General features: G+C 48.8%; 15 protein-coding genes. All 15 read left to right on the forward strand.

The annotated features are described in order from the left end of the window. The first annotated feature begins 152 nt into the window (after positions 1-152). The 15 genes from ACFSUF_RS11465 (at position 153) to dut (ending at position 18,516) form a co-directional block, all read left to right on the forward strand. Complete coding sequence (locus tag ACFSUF_RS11465) at positions 153-4,457, forward strand: PolC-type DNA polymerase III (RefSeq protein WP_377602929.1); 4,305 nt, start codon at positions 153-155, stop codon at positions 4,455-4,457. A gap of 195 nt (positions 4,458-4,652) precedes the next feature. Next, positions 4,653-5,114, forward strand: a complete 462-nt coding sequence (gene rimP / locus ACFSUF_RS11470) for a ribosome maturation factor RimP (RefSeq protein ID WP_377602930.1) — start codon at positions 4,653-4,655, stop codon at positions 5,112-5,114. Positions 5,115-5,147: 33 nt separating this feature from the next. After that, a complete protein-coding gene (gene nusA, locus ACFSUF_RS11475; RefSeq protein WP_377602931.1) occupies positions 5,148-6,245 on the forward strand; it encodes a transcription termination factor NusA in 1,098 nt (365 codons plus the stop codon). A gap of 30 nt (positions 6,246-6,275) precedes the next feature. Further along, positions 6,276-6,590 carry an RNase P modulator RnpM gene (rnpM, locus tag ACFSUF_RS11480; protein ID WP_377602932.1) on the forward strand — a complete coding sequence of 105 codons (315 nt, stop codon included), beginning with the start codon at positions 6,276-6,278 and terminating at the stop codon, positions 6,588-6,590. Continuing rightward, positions 6,580-6,906, forward strand: a complete 327-nt coding sequence (locus ACFSUF_RS11485; RefSeq protein WP_377602933.1) for a L7Ae/L30e/S12e/Gadd45 family ribosomal protein — start codon at positions 6,580-6,582, stop codon at positions 6,904-6,906. The genes rnpM and ACFSUF_RS11485 overlap by 11 nt, the downstream gene beginning before the upstream one ends. Then, positions 6,899-9,703 (forward strand): translation initiation factor IF-2, encoded by a 2,805-nt coding sequence (gene infB / locus ACFSUF_RS11490; RefSeq protein ID WP_377602934.1) that lies wholly within the window; start codon positions 6,899-6,901, stop codon positions 9,701-9,703. The genes ACFSUF_RS11485 and infB overlap by 8 nt, the downstream gene beginning before the upstream one ends. 13 nt (positions 9,704-9,716) lie before the next feature. After that, complete coding sequence (gene rbfA / locus ACFSUF_RS11495) at positions 9,717-10,070, forward strand: 30S ribosome-binding factor RbfA (protein ID WP_377602935.1); 354 nt, start codon at positions 9,717-9,719, stop codon at positions 10,068-10,070. Next, positions 10,067-11,068 (forward strand): DHH family phosphoesterase, encoded by a 1,002-nt coding sequence (locus tag ACFSUF_RS11500; RefSeq protein WP_377602936.1) that lies wholly within the window; start codon positions 10,067-10,069, stop codon positions 11,066-11,068. The genes rbfA and ACFSUF_RS11500 overlap by 4 nt, the downstream gene beginning before the upstream one ends. Next, the gene (gene truB / locus ACFSUF_RS11505) at positions 11,065-11,985 is read left to right on the forward strand and encodes a tRNA pseudouridine(55) synthase TruB (protein WP_377602937.1); all 921 of its coding nucleotides are present in this window, start codon (positions 11,065-11,067) and stop codon (positions 11,983-11,985) included. The genes ACFSUF_RS11500 and truB overlap by 4 nt, the downstream gene beginning before the upstream one ends. Positions 11,986-12,005: 20 nt before the next feature. Further along, a complete protein-coding gene (locus ACFSUF_RS11510; protein ID WP_377602938.1) occupies positions 12,006-12,947 on the forward strand; it encodes a bifunctional riboflavin kinase/FAD synthetase in 942 nt (313 codons plus the stop codon). A gap of 148 nt (positions 12,948-13,095) precedes the next feature. After that, positions 13,096-13,365 carry a 30S ribosomal protein S15 gene (rpsO, locus tag ACFSUF_RS11515; RefSeq protein WP_377602939.1) on the forward strand — a complete coding sequence of 90 codons (270 nt, stop codon included), beginning with the start codon at positions 13,096-13,098 and terminating at the stop codon, positions 13,363-13,365. Between the two features lie 179 nt (positions 13,366-13,544). Continuing rightward, on the forward strand, positions 13,545-15,656 hold the full coding sequence (gene pnp, locus ACFSUF_RS11520; RefSeq protein ID WP_377602941.1) for a polyribonucleotide nucleotidyltransferase: 2,112 nt from the start codon (positions 13,545-13,547) through the stop codon (positions 15,654-15,656). Between the two features lie 138 nt (positions 15,657-15,794). Beyond that, positions 15,795-16,781 (forward strand): polysaccharide deacetylase family protein, encoded by a 987-nt coding sequence (locus ACFSUF_RS11525; protein ID WP_377602943.1) that lies wholly within the window; start codon positions 15,795-15,797, stop codon positions 16,779-16,781. 39 nt (positions 16,782-16,820) lie between these two features. Then, positions 16,821-18,077, forward strand: a complete 1,257-nt coding sequence (locus tag ACFSUF_RS11530) for a M16 family metallopeptidase (protein WP_377602945.1) — start codon at positions 16,821-16,823, stop codon at positions 18,075-18,077. Then, positions 18,067-18,516, forward strand: coding sequence for a dUTP diphosphatase (dut, locus tag ACFSUF_RS11535; RefSeq protein WP_377602947.1), 450 nt, complete (start codon positions 18,067-18,069; stop codon positions 18,514-18,516). Before ACFSUF_RS11530 ends, dut begins: the two co-directional genes overlap by 11 nt. The last annotated feature ends 70 nt before the right edge of the window (positions 18,517-18,586 follow it).

Consider the following 18,586-nt stretch of genomic DNA (forward strand, 5'->3'; position numbering starts at 1 on the left):
TAGATTGAGCTTAAAGTATAGGTTGTGTGAACCAGCCGCAGCAGTAAGGGTGAAAATCCCAATCGGCGGTTCCGCCCTATACTTTTCTTTGTCGTTTGGATCATGCCATTGCTAGAATCAAAGTTTACTAGAGTTATAGAGGGGGAAACATCGTGAGCCAACTTACCGAAAAGAGGAATCGCTTCGAGCTGCTCATGAAGCAGTCGGAAATCCCGATGGAGATGATAGAAACCTATTTTTCGGAAGGGTATATCGACAAGGTGGAAATCAGCAAGACGAACCGGGAATGGACATTTTATCTATCCAAAGAAACGCTGGTTCCTCATCCGGTCTACCGAACCTTCTGTAAGCTCGTACATGATAAACTATCGCATATTGCCAAAGTGCGTTTCGTGCTGCAATACGGTTCAGCCGTTGAGGACGCTCATGTCGTACAGGAATATTGGAACCTGTTTCTGGATTGGGTTCAAAAAGAAGTACCTTCGGTGAACGGATGGCTGAAATCCGGAAGGATTGAAGTGAACGGGAATTTGCTCACCGCAGCCTTGGTAGATTCGATGTCGCTGGAGCTTGCCAAAAAGAAAAATGTGGACCAATGGATTCAGCGGTATTATTCGCAATATTTTTCCCGTAACCTGCAGGTGAAGCTTTCATTGGGAGAGTCGAATCCCGAGGATTATGAGAAGTTCATGCAGAAAATCGAGCAAGAGGAACGGCATGTTGTACAACAGCTTATAACGGCCGTACAGTCAGAGTCTGAAGACTCGGATCTGCCCGAGCAGGACTTGAAACTGTGGATCGGCAACGAGATTAAAGACCAGCCGGTACCTCTGCAGCAGATTACCGATGAGGAGAAGAAAATAGCAATTCAGGGCACTGTGTTCAATTTGGAACAGAAAGAGCTCCGTAACGGCATGACTCTCTTCACTTTTAATTTGACTGATTTTACGGACTCCCTGCAGTTGAAGGTGTTTGCGAAGAATAAGGAAGACGTCAAAATACTGAACCTTCTCTCTAACGGAAAATGGATCAAATGCCGCGGCAAGGTGGAGTATGACCGTTTTATGCAGGTGCCTGAGCTTGTGATGATTCCTAATGATATTAACGAGGTGGTGCCTCCGGGGGAACGCAAGGACAAAGCGGAAGAGAAGCGTGTAGAGTTTCATTTGCATACTTCGATGAGTACGATGGACGGTATAACACCGATCGGGGAGTATGTGAAAACTGCCGCCAAGTGGGGACACAAAGCGATTGCCGTAACGGATCACAGCGGAGTTCAATGTTTTCCGGATGCTTACAAAGCCGCCAAGAAGAACGGTATCAAGGTAATTTACGGAGTAGAAGCTAATGTTGTGAACGATGCTGTCCCCGTCGTGTTAAATGCGGTGCCAGTGCCGCTGAAAGAAGCGGAATATGTTGTGTTCGATATCGAGACCACGGGACTTTCGGTTGTCAATAACAAGATCATCGAGATTGCCGGCGTGAAGATGAAGGACGGCAAAGAAATCGACCGGTATGCCACTTTTGTGAATCCGCATGAGAAAATTCCTTATCATATTCAGCAGCTGACTAATATTACGGATGACATGGTAGTGAATGCGCCGGAGCTTGAACCTTGTATCCGCGAGTTCTCTGCTTTTGTAGGGGATGCTGTGCTCGTGGCCCATAATGCAAGGTTCGATATGGGTTTCATTCAGCACACACTGAAAAGTTTAGGCATGCCAGAACTGGATAATGCTGTACTTGATACTTTGGAAATGGCGCGTCTGCTGCATCCGAACCTGAAAAATCACCGGCTCAATACGCTGTCGGATAAATATAAAGTGTCGCTTGAAAATCATCACCGCGCCGTTGACGATGCGGAAGCCCTAGGTTACGTGCTGTTTCATCTGATCAATGACGCCGTTCAGGCAAATATTACGGACCTGGCCAGGCTGAATGATTTTGTAGGAAAGAACTTGAAGAACACCCGGCCGTTTCATTGCTGCATCTATGCACAAAATGCGGTCGGGAAGAAAAATCTCTTTAAGCTGATCTCTCTATCGCATACGGAATACTTTAATAAAGTGGCATGTATCCCTAAGAGCAAGCTGATGGAGCTTCGGGAAGGGCTGCTGATTGTATCCGGATGTGAAAAAGGCGAGTTTTTTGAGAGCGTCTTAAATAAGTCGGTTGAAGAGGCGGAGCAGGTGGCGGAGTTTTACGATATTCTTGAAATCCAGCCGGTCGGTTTATATATGCATCTGGTGGATAAAGGGCTCGTGGGAAGCCGTGAGGAAATTGAAGGAGCTCTGAAAAGAGTGTGCGAAATCGGCTACAAGCTGAATAAACCGGTTATCGCAACCGGCAATGTCCATTACCTTAACCCAAGGGAGAAAATCTTCCGCGATATTACGATCCAGGGCATTACCGGCTTCAGTCCGCTGAAGGATCAGAACAAGCCTGACGTCCATTTCCGCACTACTGATGAAATGCTTGCTGAGTTCGCCTTCCTTGGCGATACGAAAGCGCACGAGGTGGTCATTAAGAATACGGTGGAGCTGGCGGACCGGTTTGAAGAAATCGAAATGTTCCCGACCAAGCTGTATACTCCGATCATTGAAGGCGCAGATGATGAAATCCGCAATACATGTTACGATACCGCCAAAAGACTTTACGGCGAACCTGTTCCGGATGTGGTCGTGCAAAGGCTCGAAAAGGAACTTGTTCCGATTATTAAATTCGGGTTTTCCGCCAACTATCTGATTTCTGAGCGCTTGGTAAAAAAATCGAATCAGGACGGATATCTGGTCGGATCCAGGGGATCGGTCGGCTCCTCCGTAGTAGCGACGTTCCTGGGGATATCCGAAGTAAACCCGCTGCCGGCGCATTACCTGTGCAAGTGCCAGTACAGCGAGTGGTTCCTTGACGGAAGCTACCCGAGCGGATTCGATCTGCCGGACAAGAACTGCCCTAAGTGCGGAGAGAAAATGAAAGGGGAAGGGCAGGACATTCCCTTCGAGACATTCCTGGGATTCAAAGGGGATAAGGTTCCCGATATCGATTTGAACTTCTCCGGTGAATATCAGCCTACGGCCCATAATTTCACCAAGATCATGTTTGGCGACAAAAACGTGTTCCGTGCCGGTACCATCGGTACGGTTGCAGAGAAAACCGCTTTTGGTTTTGCTAAGAAGTACGAAGAAGAGAAAGGCAAAAAATGGCGGAATGCCGAGCTCACCAGGCTGGCGAACGGCTGTACCGGCGTAAAGCGGAGCACCGGGCAGCATCCGGGCGGTATTGTCGTTGTCCCGGATTACATTGAAGTAGAAGACATCACTCCGGTTCAATTCCCTGCGGATGATATAAACGCCGAATGGAAGACCACACACTTTGATTACCATGCTTTTGATGCCAATTTGCTAAAGCTTGATATTCTCGGCCATGATGATCCGACGATGATGAGAATGCTGCAGGATCTAACCGGTGTAGATCCGACTACGATACCGATGAATGATCCTAAAGTAATGAGTATTTTCTCTTCAACCCATGCGTTGAATGTAACGCCGGAACAGATTCGGACGCCGGTAGCGACATACGGGGTGCCGGAAATGGGAACCAAATTCGTGCGTCAGATGCTTCAGGAAACGCAGCCGCAGACGTTTGCCGATTTGCTGCAGATTTCAGGCTTGTCGCACGGTACCGGCGTGTGGCTGGGCAATGCCCAGGAGCTGATCCGCAAAGGTCAATGTACGATCAAAACCGTGATCGGCTGCCGTGACGATATCATGCTGTTCCTTATCTATAAAGCAGGCATGGATGCCGGACTGGCATTTAAGATTACGGAAAGCGTGCGTAAAGGTAAAGGGCTTACCGACGAATGGATCGAGGACATGAAGAAGCATAAAGTGCCTCAGTGGTACATTGACTCCTGTCTTCGGATTGAGTATATGTTCCCGAAAGCGCACGCCGCCGCCTACGTTATTTCTGCGGTGCGGACCGCTTACTTTAAAGTGTATTACCCGATTGCTTATTACGCGACCTACTTTACAGTACGGGCAGAGGATTTCGATTTGGAGCTGCTATGTCAAGGATATGAAGCTATCTTGCGAAAACTCATTGAAATTGAGGAAAAAGGTTTCCAGGCGCTCCCTAAAGAGAAGGCCATGGTATCCTTGCTTGAAATGGCGCTTGAAATGACGGCTCGCGGGTTCTCCTTCAAACCGATTGATATATATCGCTCGGATGCTACGAAATTTATTATCGACGGGGATTCGCTGATTCCTCCGTTTGCAGCCATCGGCGGCATCGGTGATAATGCGGCACGGAATATCGCCGCAGCGAAGGAGGGGGGAGACTTCCTGTCTATTGAAGACTTCCAGCAGCGTTCCAAGGCAAGTAAAACGATTGTGGAAGTCCTTACGGGGATGGGTTGCTTCCGCGGACTGCCGGAGTCCAACCAGCTGTCTTTATTCTAATTGTTGCCTGCTTACCTGCCACCGTTCGCGTCAAGGGAACGCCCTTGTCAGAGCTGTGATGTTATGTTATAATTTTTCTGGTAATAATGTGTATAGAACGACTGCAGAAGAGTGGGGAAACCCACTCTTTACATTTTGATAAGAGCCTATTTGAATAGGTTCATACATATTTGAAACTATCGAGGAGGTACATTTTTGAATTCAGCACAGGCGAAAACCATCGTAGAACCTATTGTTCAACCCTATTTAGAGGAGCATGGTTTTGAATTGGTCGACATTGAATACGTGAAGGAAGGAAGCAACTGGTTTCTGCGGGTCTTTGTAGACAAAGAAGGCGGCATTGATATTGACGATTGCGGCCGCGTCAGCGAGTTTTTAAGCTCGAAGCTGGATGAAACCGACCCGATTCCGGATGCTTATTTCCTTGAGGTATCATCGCCGGGCGCCGAACGCCCGCTTAAGAAGCCGCAGGATGTTGCTAAAGCGGTGGGCAAGAACGTTTTCGTTACCACTTATGAACCAGTTTCCGGCTCGAAGGAATTTGAAGGCAAGCTGCTTTCGTTCGAAGGCGATGTCCTGAAGATAGCGGCAGGGAAGAAGACGGTTGAGGTGCCCTACGAGAAAGTGGCGAGTGCAAGGTTGGCCATCGTTTTTTAATGTGAAATTTTGATAAGGGGGAACTACTTTCCAATGAGCATGGATTTTATTGAAGCACTGTCGGAGATCGAAAGAGAGAAAGGGATCAGCAAGGACATATTGATTGAAGCGATCGAAGCGGCCCTGATTTCCAGCTATAAACGCAATTTCAACACGGCGCAGAACGTTCGCGTCGACATCAACCGGATGACGGGCGTTATCCGGGTATATGCCCGCAAGACAGTCGTGGAGGATGTACTCGATCCGCGTCTGGAAATTTCACTGCATGCCGCCCGCGAAATGAATCCGAACTTTCAGATCGACGACATTTCCGAAATCGAGGTTACACCCCGTGACTTCGGGCGAATTGCAGCGCAAACTGCCAAGCAGGTTGTTACGCAGCGTATTCGCGAAGCGGAGCGCGGCCTGATTTATAACGCGTTCATCGACAAAGAAGAGGATATCGTAACGGGTATCGTTCAGCGTCAGGACCAGCGCAATATCTACATTGACCTTGGCAAAATCGAGGCGGCTCTGCCGCTTAACGAATTGATGCCGAATGAGAAATTCAGCCACGGCGACCGTGTGAAATCCTATATTACCAAGGTGGAGAACACGACAAAGGGACCGCAGATTATTTTGTCCCGGACGCATCCCGGATTGCTGAAGCGCTTGTTTGAGCTCGAGGTTCCAGAGATTTTTGACGGCGTCGTGGAAATTCGCTCCGTTGCGCGCGAAGCGGGATTCCGTTCGAAAATTGCCGTTCACTCCCGCAATCCTGAAGTGGATCCAGTAGGTTCTTGCGTAGGACCTAAAGGTCTGCGTGTCCAGACAATTGTGAATGAACTGAAGGGCGAGAAGATTGACATCGTCCGCTGGTCCGAAAATGTCGACGAGTACGTAGCCAATGCGTTAAGCCCGTCCAAAGTCGTGGAAGTGACCGTTTTTGAAAATGAGAAAATGGCCCGCGTTATCGTTCCCGACTATCAGCTTTCGCTTGCGATCGGTATTAAAGGACAGAATGCCCGTCTGGCTGCGAAGCTGACAGGCTGGAAAATCGACATCAAGAGCGAAACGCAGGCTGAGCAAGAGTATGGAAGAGTCAAAACTAGCACGGAATTAATGCATCAGGACTCTGTCAGCATCGACTAATTACACGCCGTTTCCGAAGGAGGGTATAACGTGAGGCCAAGAAAAATACCTTTGCGCAAATGCGTCGCCTGCCAAGAGATGATGCCGAAGAAAGAGCTGATTCGGATCGTCCGCACGCCTGATGAGCAGATCCTGATTGACCTCACGGGCAAGAAATCGGGGCGCGGCGCCTATCTGTGCGGCAAAGTTTCCTGCTTCAAACTGGCGAAGAAAAGCAAGGCGCTGGACCGGGCGCTGAAGCAGCCGGTAAGCCCGGAAATTTATGATCAGCTCGAACAGGAATTTATTCGGGTGGAAGATGACTTTAATGCAGCTAAAGACGCGGTGAATGACGATGATTCCTAAACTGCTGAATCAGCTGGGATTAGCCTTGAGGGCCGGAAAGCTTCTCTCCGGTGACGAGAATGTGTTGAAGGCGGTCCGTTCCGGTTCTGCAAAGCTGGTTTTTGTAGCTCATGACGCATCGGACAACGCCAAGAAGAAATACAGGGACAAATGCCGTTCCTACCAGGTCCTGCATACGGAAGAACTGAGTCGCGAACAGCTCAGCGTAAGTATCGGCAAAGAGGATCGCGTGGTTCTGGCCGTAACGGACCCGGGCTTTGCCAAGATGATGATGAAATGCTTGGAACAACCCGCGGAGGTGGAGAATATTGAGTAAACAAGAGAAAGATAATAAAGATAAACTTAGAGTCTACGAATATGCGAAATCGTTAAATATGAGCTCCAAGGAAATCATTACCATTCTTAAACGCTTAAATCTTCCAGTTAATAATCATATGAGTGTTATGGAGAATGACGCGGTTTCCCGCGTGGAAGGATTCTTTCGCGATATCAAGCAGAATGCGGCTGCCAAGAGGGCATCCGAAGGATCTAAGCCGGCGCCGGGCGCTAACCCAAGCAAGTCTGCTGACAAAACAGTAGCTTCCACACCGGCACAGCCTAAAGCAGAAGAGAAACCGGTTTCGACCGTTTCTTCGCTGCCGCAGCGAGACACAGCACCAACCAGCATTTCGCAAGACCGCACCAACGACGCAAACTCCGGTGAACGTCGATCTCAGCCACAAGAAAGACAGGGACATATGAATTCAACAAAACCTAATGATAGAAATTCAAGCGGAAGCTACAATCAGAACCGGACCAGCTCGACTGGAGGTTCCCAATCCAACAACCGTCCATCTCAAGGCGGTGCACCTCGTTCCGGCCAAAGCGGCCAAGGAGGTCAGAGACCTTATTCCGGCAGCAGCCAGGGCAGCCAAGGCGGACAGCGTTCCAACAACGGCCAAGGCGGTGCTCCGCGCACCGGCGGCCAGGGAGGCGCGCCTCGTACAGGCGGTCAAGGTCAAGGCGGCCAGCGCACATACTCCGGCCAAGGAGGCCAAGGTCAGGGCGGCCAAAGAACGTTCTCCGGTCAAGGAGGCCAAGGAGGTCAGGGCGGTAACCGGTTTGGAGGGGGACAGCGTCCCTCGCAGCCAGGGCGGACTGCGGATTCCAAACCTGCAGCGCGTCCGGGCTTTGCTGATTCAGGAGCGGGAGCTGCCGGATCGAACCCGAAATCCCAAAACCGCAAAGCGAAGCCAACAGGCAAGCGTTTTGAAGACGGAAAACCCGGCTTCGGCGGCAACAACCGCGGCGGAGGCTTTAACAGCCGCAATAACAGAGGCAAAGGCAAGCACCAATCGCAAGAACGGAAAGAGAAAATCGATAACACCCCTAAGAAAATTATCGTCCGCGGTAACATGACCGTGGGTGAGACGGCGAAGCTTCTTCACAAGGATGCTTCCGAAGTCATTAAGAAGCTGATGTTCCTTGGAACGATGGCTACGATTAATCAAGAGTTGGATTTGGATGCCATTCAGCTTCTTGCCACTGAGTTTGGTGTAGAGGTTGAAGTGAAGATTGTTGTCGAAGAGGACCGTTTCGAGAATTTTGAAGAAACGGATGAGGAAGAAAACCTCATGGAACGTCCGCCGGTTGTTACTATCATGGGTCACGTCGACCATGGTAAAACAACTCTATTGGACGCCATTCGTGAAACGAATGTAACTGGCGGAGAAGCAGGCGGTATTACCCAGCATATCGGGGCATACCAAGTTGAAGCGAAGGGCAAGAAGATTACGTTCCTGGATACGCCGGGTCACGAGGCATTTACTTCCATGCGTGCACGCGGTGCTTCCGTTACCGATATCACGATTCTGGTTGTTGCTGCAGACGATGGCGTTATGCCTCAAACCATCGAGGCGATTAACCATGCGAAAGCCGCTAACGTTCCGATCATCGTCGCCATCAATAAGATGGATAAAGAAGGCGCAGATCCAGACCGCATCAAACAAAGCTTGACTGAATATGAACTGGTTCCGGAAGAGTGGGGCGGAGATACGATTTTCGTACCGGTTTCTGCGAAACAGCGTCAAGGTTTGGATGAATTGCTGGAAACAATACTCCTCGTTGCAGAGGTCAATGAATATAAAGCAAATCCTAACAAACGGGCCAGAGGTACGGTTGTCGAAGCCGAGCTGGACAAAGGCCGCGGAGCTGTAGCGCGCGTTCTCATTCAGCACGGTACGTTGAAAGTAGGGGATGCTTTCGTAGCAGGGGTCTATTTCGGACGTGTAAGAACCATGGTCAACGACAAGGGCCGCCGTCTGAAAGAAGCAGGACCTTCTACCCCAATAGAGATAACCGGTTTGACCGAAGTGCCGCTTGCCGGCGATCCGTTCATCGTGTTCGAGGACGAGCGCAAAGCCCGCGATATTGCAGAGAAGCGTACGGTAGCGCTGCGTCAATCCGAGATTACGGCCAACACGCGCGTAACGCTGGATGATTTGTTCCAGCACATTAAAGACGGAGAATTGAAAGAGCTCAACGTCATCATTAAAGCAGACGTACACGGTTCTTCCGAAGCAATGAAGAGTTCCCTTCAAAAAATCGAAGTCGAAGGCGCACGTGTCAGAATCCTTCATTCCGGTGTAGGGGCTATTACGGAATCCGATATCAGTTTGGCTTCTGCTTCCAATTCGATCGTCATCGGTTTCAATGTTCGACCGGAACCTGCTGCGAAAGCAACGGCTGAACAGGAGAAAGTAGACATCCGTCTGCACAGCGTTATCTACAACGCCATCGAAGAGATCGAAGCGGCCATGAAAGGCTTGCTGGATCCAATTTTCAAAGAGAATATTATCGGCCATGCCGAAGTGCGCAATATCTTCAAAATCAACAAAGGGATAATTGCAGGTTGTATGGTTACCGACGGCAAAATTACACGTGCTTCGCAAACACGTATTATTCGCGACAATGTAGTGGTCTTCACTGGAAAGATCGATACGCTGAAGCGTTTCAAAGACGATGCCAAAGAAGTGGCTCAAGGATACGAGTGCGGTATTACGATTGAGAAATTCACCGATATTAAAGAAGGCGACATCATTGAAGCATTTGTGATGGAAACTGTTGAAAGATAAGAGGTGATCGTCCATGGCTAAAGTACGTGTCGGCCGGGTAGGCGAACAGATTAAGAAGGAACTAAGCTTAATCATTCAAACCGAATTAAAGGATCCCCGCATAGGTTTCATTACAGTTACCGGTGTAGAGGTCACAAACGACTTGTCTCAGGCTAAAGTATTTTTTAGCGTATTAGGCAGTGATGAGCAGAAAGCCGAGTCCCTGAAAGCTTTGGAGAAAGCCAAAGGCTTTCTTCGCTCAGAGCTTGGACGCAAGCTGCTTCTGCGTCATCAGCCGGAACTGATATTTAAGTTTGATTCGTCGATCGAGTACGGCAGCCGGATTGAAAAGCTTTTGGAAAAAATCAGCGATGAGGACAGCGAATGAGCGGTTCGGCAGCCCGTGCAGCTGTTTATGGGAATCAGTTGGAAGAGGCGGCACGTTTCCTGAAGGAGAATGATGATTTTCTTGTTGTATCCCACATCCAACCGGATGGGGATGCAGCAAGTTCTACCGTAGCCATCGGGCTATTGCTTGAGCAGCTCCAAAAGAATTTTCTGCTTATCAATGAAGGCTCGGTGCCACGAAAATTATCCTTTCTTCCGAAGTACAGTGAAATCGTCAATCTGTCTGAAAATCCGGCAAAAGGTAAGTTTAAGCACATCATCAGTGTTGATTGTGCGGATTATTCCAGAATCGGCTCTGTCGCGTCGATGTTTACGGAAGATGCCATCGTTTTAAATATCGACCATCACCCTACAAATGACGAGTTCGGTGCAGTGAACTTGATTCGTACCGATGCCGCCGCTACCGTTGAAATTTTGTATGACTTGTTTCAAGAGATGAAGCTAAATTGGAATGTTTCTTTAGCCACTGCGATTTATACCGGATTACTTACCGATACCGGCGGTTTCCGATATTCCAATACGACATCGCATGTAATGAATATTGCTGCAGAGATGCTCCGCTTGGGTGTAAACGGCCATGAGCTTGCTAACGAGCTTTTGGAGAAGTCTTCCTTGGCGCATATTCTTCTTTTGAAGAAAGCTTTGTCTACCCTGGCATTCACTGAAGATAAGCAAATCGCGTGGGTAATGGTGACTGCAGCTGACATGAAGGATTCGAATGCGACCAATGAAGATTTTGAAGGTATTGTAAATTATCCCCGGAATATCGAGGGGGTTGAAGTCGGCCTCTTATTTAAAGAGACGGGCAAAGACACCTATAAAGTGGGATTTCGTTCTGCAGGCAAGGCCGATGTTGCTGTGATCGCGAAAAGCTTCGGCGGCGGAGGGCATGTCCGTGCTGCGGGAGCCACCGTACAAGGACCATTAGAGCAGGTCATTCAAGAAGTTGTGAATTGTGTTAGGAGTGCGTTAGAATGAGCTTGGACGGAGTATTGCCGGTTCTTAAGCCGGTAGGCTTCACCTCCCATGATGTCGTGGCGAAAGCCAGGCGCATTTTACGTATGAAACGGATTGGGCACACTGGTACCCTGGACCCCCAGGTAACCGGTGTGCTTCCGTTATGTATCGGGAGAGCTACGAAGCTGGTGGAATATATACAAGAGCTGCCGAAAGAGTACGAGGCCGTGCTGCGTATCGGAGTGTCAACCGACACAGAAGACATGACAGGGGAAATCGTTTCTTCGGTGGATTCGGTAACATTGACGGAATCACAAATCCGCTCTGCCGTCGGGAATTTTTTAGGTGAGATCTCACAGGTTCCGCCTATGTACTCTGCAGTAAAAGTGGACGGGAAACGTTTATATGAGCTGGCCCGTCAAGGAGAGGTTGTCGAAAGGAAGGCCCGTCAAGTTTTTATCTATTCCATCGACATCCTAGAATTGAAGCTGGACAAGCAGCATCCCGATATCCGCTTCCGCGTCAAATGTTCCAAAGGAACATACATCAGGACACTGTGCGTAGACATCGGCAAAGCTTTAGGATATCCAGCTGCGATGGCCGAACTGACCCGGACTTCAACAGGACATATTTCCATGGACCAATGTTACACGCTGGATCAGATTCAGAAGGCGCAAGAAACAGGTGATATCAGTTCATTACTCATTCCCGTTGAACGTATGGTTTCTCATATGCCGAGAATGGTAATTCTTGATTCCAGATTGAAACAAGCGCTGCAAGGCCAGAAACTGCCGGTTTCCTTTGTCAGCGGGATTACCGGGAATGAGCGAGATGTCATTGCGGCCTTTACCGAACAGGAAAAGCTGGTTGGATTCTATCAACTGGATCCATCTGTACAACGGCTGGTCCCCGTGAAAATTTATTCAGATCAAGTTTAGTTTGACTAAAGTTAGGTGTGATGGATTTGAAGATCATTCATTTGGGTTTTCCGCTCGACCGGGCACTTCTGCCCTCAGATAGCAGCAGGCAGGTTCTGGCAATCGGTGACTTTGACGGTACCCATCGGGGGCACCAGGATGTCATCCGCAGAGCTTTGCGGATTGGCCGCGAAGAACAACTTCCTGTAGCGATCATGTCGTTTCATCCTCATCCGAGAGAAATTCTGGGATTGTCCCAATACGGACAGTATTTAACACCTCTAGAGGAGAAACTTCGTCTGTTTGAACAAATGGGTGTGGATACGGCATATGTCGTTAAGTTTACACCTGAGTTTGCAAAACTTGCGCCGGAAACGTTCATTTCCGACATGTTGATCCCTATGGGCCTGCATACTATTGTTGTCGGGTTTGATTTTAACTTCGGTTACCGGGGTGCGGGTTCCGTATCCACTCTCCGGGAGTTTTGCCTTCCTGACATCAACGTAGACATGGTCCCGCCTTATATGGCGGAAGGGGAGAAAGTAAGTTCTACCCGCATAAGGAACCTTCTCGAGAAGGGCAATGTAAGCGAAGCAGCAGAGTTATTAGGAAGACCGTATTCGCTGTACGGGGAAGTGGTAGGCGGAGATCAGCGCGGGAGAACGATTGGTTTCCCAACTGCAAATCTTAAGCTGCATGAACCATTTATCGTTCCTGCTAAGGGCGTTTATGCCGTGCGGGCTTATATAGGTGATAAAAGGTTCGGCGGCGTAATGAATATCGGAGTGAAGCCGACTTTTACAGAGAATACGGTACCTAGCCTTGAAGTGCACTTGTTTGATTTTGACAGGTCCATTTACGGGGAAACCGTCAGGGTGGATTTTTTGAGCTTTATCCGCGCCGAACGCAAATTTTCTTCCGTTCAGGAATTAATCGATCAAATCGGTAAAGATGCACAGACGGCGAAATCATTTTACTTTTAAAGCAAAAATATGCTATACTTTACTACGTTGCCGTTAACACAGCTTATTTGAACTCTGCGGCATTAACCGTAGCTTGGAGATTCGTTCTACTTCCGACGATCGGCTGGGCTATCGGCGATTACAAACATTTTATAGGAGGTGCCCTACGATGGCATTGACACAAGAGCGCAAGACACAACTGATCCAAGAGCACAAAACTCACGAGTCCGACACAGGATCTCCTGAAGTGCAAGTTGCAATTTTGACGGAGAACATTGTGAACCTGACGAACCACCTGCGGATTCACAAGAAAGACCACCATTCCCGCCGCGGTTTGCTGAAGATGGTTGGCCAACGCCGTAAACTGTTGTCTTACCTGAAGAACAAGAACGTTACCCGTTACAGCTCTCTGATCGCCAAACTTGGCTTGCGTAGATAATATACGTAACCGTAAAGAAGCAACCCATGCTGACCTCAAGTCCGGGCACCCGTCCGGGCTGTCAGTAAGGTTGCTTTTTGTAATGTACATAAATATCCGCGGCTGCTTCATGTTTTTGCCGTGAGAAGGAAATACTGACCATTATGCAGAAGTAGTGTGAGTTACTAAGGAGGGATCCCATGGAAAAAACGATAGAAATGAACCTTGGCGGCCGCAAGCTGGTCTTGGAAACCGGCAGATTGGCCAAGCAGGCGAACGCGGCAGTGACCGTTCGCTACGGAGATACAGTTGTGTTATGTACCGTAACGGCATCATCGGAACCAAAAGATTTAGACTTTTTCCCGTTAACCGTAAATTATGAAGAACGCCTCTATGCAGTAGGTAAAATTCCAGGCGGATTTATTAAGAGAGAAGGCAGACCAAGCGAGAAAGCCATTCTGTCCAGCCGTTTGACGGACCGTCCGATTAGACCTTTGTTCCCGGAAGGGTTCCGTAATGATGTACAAGTATTGAATCTTGTCATGAGCGTAGACCAGGATTGCTCTCCTGAAATCGCTGCAATGATCGGTACTTCCGCAGCGTTGAGCATCTCCGACGTTCCGTTCAACGGTCCGATCGGCGGCGTTATTGTCGGCCGTATTGACGGCAAGTTCATCATCAACCCGACTCCTGAACAGGAAGAGCAAAGTGATGTATACTGTGTCGTTGCAGGAACGAAAGACGCGATTATGATGGTGGAAGCGGAAGGCAACGAAGTAGCGGAAGACGTAATGCTTGAAGCAATCATGTTCGGACATGATGAAATCAAGAATATCGTAAGCATCATCGAGCAATTCACTGAGGCGGCAGGAAAGCCGAAGATGGCTGTAAAACTGCATGAAGTAAATGCCAAGGTGAATGATGAAGTCCGTGCTTATGCCATGAATAGACTTGTCGAAGCTGTTCGGATCGAGGAGAAGCAGGCACGCTCCGAAGCAATCGACACCATTAAGAAGGAAGCAGCAGAGCATTTCTCCGAAGTATACGCGGAAACACCTGAGCTTATGAAAGATGTACATGAAGTCCTTTATGATATCGTGAAAGAAGAAGTGCGCCGCTTGATTACGCATGACAAAGTTCGTCCGGACGGACGCGGCTTGAACGAAATCCGCCCGATCGACTGCGACATCTCGCTGCTGCCTCGTACGCACGGTTCCGGCTTGTTCACCCGCGGACAAACCCAGGCACTAAGCGTATGTACTTTGGGCGCATTGGGAGACGTACAAATTTTGGACGGCATTTCCCCGGAAGAAACGAAACGCTTTATGCACCATTACAATTTCCCTCCTTTCTCCGTCGGGGAAGCGAGACCACTCCGCGCTCCGGGTCGCCGCGAAATCGGGCACGGCGCATTGGGCGAACGTGCCTTGTCTAAGGTAATTCCGAATGAAGTGGAATTCCCTTATACGATTCGTCTGGTATCCGAAGTTATCGAATCGAACGGATCTACGTCCCAGGCTTCGATTTGCGCAAGCACCCTGGCGATGATGGATGCAGGGGTGCCGATTAAAGCTCCCGTAGCGGGAATTGCAATGGGCCTTATTAAAGACGGTTCCCAAGTTTCGATACTGACTGATATTCAAGGGATGGAAGACCATCTTGGAGATATGGACTTTAAAGTTGCCGGTACGGCTGCAGGGATCACTGCTATTCAGATGGACATTAAGATTGACGGCATCGACCGCAGCATTTTGAAGGAAGCATTGGAACAAGCCAGAGAAGGCCGTTTGTTCATTTTGGACAAAATGACGGCGCGTATCCAAGAACCGAAAAAGAGCTTATCCAAATACGCTCCGAAAATCGTTACGATGCAGATCAATCCGGATAAAATCCGCGATGTCATTGGTGCAGGCGGCAAAATTATTAACAAGATCATTGAAGAAACCGGCGTAAAAATCGATATCGAGCAGGACGGCAGAGTATTCATTGCTTCTTCTAATGAAGAAATGAATAATAAAGCCAGAAGCATCATTGAAGGAATTGTTAAAGAAGTGGTTGTCGGCGAAACGTACCTCGGTACCGTGAAACGTGTAGAGAAGTTCGGGGCGTTCGTAGAAATCCTTCCAGGCAAAGAGGGGTTAGTTCATATTTCGCAGCTTTCTACGGAACGTGTAGCTAAAACCGAAGATGTCGTGAAGATCGGCGATCAGATTACGGTGAAGGTTACGGAAATTGACCAGCAAGGCCGGGTAAATCTTTCCCGCAAAGCTACGATGACGCCTCCGGCTGCAGAAGCGCCGGCTAAAGCCTAATCCGATTACAATAACGAAGAAGAGCCAGAGTCGCATCTGACTCTTTTTTATTTTGCATAAACAGGAAATGGTTATCATACAAATAGGACAAATCCCCTGCGGATCGGACGGGCCGCTTGAAGTTGGAGGAGTCCAGTGATGAACGGAAAAAAAGTTTGGGTTATCCTATGCACTGCCGTAATCAGTTTCGGAGTTTTCACCATGCCCGGTCCTATCGGAGAATATACAGCTTTTGTGAAATCAAGCCATAAACAATCCATCACTGCAGCTGCACTATCAGATGACCGGCTATTGTTACGCATCCGAGAAGAGGCTGCCAAACAGTATGTCAAACCGATTGATGCCAGAGTGGACCGGGTCTGGAAGGCGATTCCGGGCTACAACGGATTAGAAGTTGATATTGCACGGACGCACCGCATAAATGCAGACAAAGGTCCTCAGGATCAGCTGCAGATTGTTTACCGGGAAATTCCGGCTTCCGTTGACTTGTCGCAACTTCCTCCTAACCCTGTCTATAAAGGAAATCCTAGAAAGCCGATGGTCTCTCTCATGATCAATGTTGCCTGGGGGGACGAGTTCCTCCCCGTTATGTTGAAAACATTGAAAGAGGAACATGTGCAAGCGACGTTTTTTCTGGACGGGACTTGGCTGAAGTCTCATAAAGAGACCGCTAAGGAAATATTGGCCCAGGGTCACGAGCTTTCAAACCACGCCTACTCCCACAAAAACATGAGCCAGCTTACTGAAAGCAGAGCCCGTGAGGAAATTATAAAGACGGAGAAACTTTTGAGGGAAATTGGTGTCAACAACAAATTATTTGCACCTCCTTCAGGAGATTTCGACCAAGAGACTGTAAACATAGCCAAAAGCATGAACCTGCAAACCGTACTGTGGACACTTGATACCGTAGATTGGACGAATCCATCTCCCGCATCCGTTATCCGTAAGATCAGCACCAGAGTGGAGGCAGGATCCATGATCTTGATGCACCCAACAAGCGCATCAAGCCAGGCACTGCCGGAAATGATCCGTAATATTAAACGGAAAGGGTATGTTCTGGGCACTGTCAGCGAGCTGCTTTCGCCTGCAAGGGTACCTAAAGTTGAGGATACGTTTGCTTTTTGATAGAATCATGAAGTATAAGCATTTATAGGAGGATCCCTATTGATAAAGCATCGGTTAGCTAACGGTTTAAGGGTGGTACTGGAACCCATCCCTTCCTTGCGTTCTGTCACATTTGGCATCTGGGTCAAAACGGGTTCGCGCAACGAGAAGGAGATTAATAACGGGATATCCCATTTTATTGAGCATATGCTGTTCAAAGGTACAGAGCGTTACAGCGCGCAAGAGATTGCGGAGGTATTTGACGGCATTGGCGGAAACGTGAACGCTTTTACATCCAAGGAGTATACTTGTTACTATGCCAAGGTGCTGGATCAGCATCTTCCTTTAGCGATGGACGTGCTTTCCGATATGTTCTTCCATTCACAGTTCGACCGCGAGGAACTGGAGAAGGAAAAGAACGTTATATTGGAAGAAATTTCGATGTATGAAGATACGCCGGATGATATGGTGCACGATCTGATTACCAAAGCAGCTTATAGTACGCACCCGCTGGCCTCCCCGATTTTAGGGACTGAGGAGATTTTGACGCAGCTACAGTCGGACGACCTCAGACAGTATATGAAGGAAAATTACCACATCGGCAACACGGTACTTTCCATTGCCGGAAATATTGAAGAGAGCAGCATTCTTGAACTGGTAGAAGCCCATTTTGGACAGTTCAGTAACGCAGGCGAGCAGGATGTGTTAATCAAACCTGATTTCGACGGCGGCTTATTGTTCCATGAGAAAGCTACAGAGCAGAATCACATCTGCCTTTCGTTCGAAGGCTGTTCACTGGCTGATCCGCGTATTTATGGAATGATCATCTTGAACAATACGATCGGGGGGGGGATGAGCTCCCGGTTGTTCCAGGAAATCCGCGAGAAGCGGGGCTTAGCTTACTCCGTCTATTCTTATCACAGCGCACATCTAGACAGCGGTTTGTTTACACTCTATGCGGGTACCGCTCCGAAACAAACGAAAGAAGTGCTGGAAGTGACGATGGAAGTGATGAATGACCTGGTTCGTAACGGGATGACTGCTGCGGAACTGCACAAAGGCAAAGAACAGCTCAAAGGCAGCTTGATCTTAAGCCTGGAAAGTACAAGCAGCCGGATGAACCGGATGGGTAAGAACGAGCTCTTGCTTGGCCGTCATTTGACGCTGGATGAAATCATTGAGCGGATTGACGCCGTAACTATGGACGAAATTGCTTCGTTGTATCAGACGGTTTTCAGCAAGCCTTTCGCCTTGGCTATGGTGGGCCAATCCGACCAGGTTATATCGGGGTTCAGGAGGGATCAGCTTGTTCTATAAAGTGGAGTTGAAGAAACTGCCGGGGAACGAGGATCTGTCTCTGCCTCAAAAAATGTCTGAGCTTGCAGCGGGTTTCGATCTATATGCAGCCGTTGGGGAAGACACGGTGATAGCACCGGGAGAACGGATTTTGGTGCCGACCGGTTTTGCGATGAGCATGCCGGCAGAGCTGGAAGCCCAAATCAGACCGCGGAGCGGACTTGCATACAAGCATGGAATCACTGCTTTAAACTCTCCGGGCACGATCGACGCGGATTACCGCGGAGAAGTGAAAGTGCTGCTGATTAATCATGGTACAGAACCGTTCCGGTTAACCCGCAATGAACGGATCGCACAAATGGTGTTTCAAGTGGTTCCGAGAGTTGAGTTAACCGAAGTCGATGAACTATCTGAAACCGTGCGCGGCTCCGGCGGGTTTGGACATACAGGTACGAAATAATTTCGCGATAGGCACTTTTCCCGATGGGGAAAGGTGCTTTTTTCTGTTTCCAGGGGCAGTAACCCTTTTT

Origin of the sequence: Paenibacillus gansuensis (genome assembly GCF_042684925.1) — a bacterium.
Classification (GTDB): domain Bacteria; phylum Bacillota; class Bacilli; order Paenibacillales; family DY6; genus Paenibacillus_N; species Paenibacillus_N gansuensis.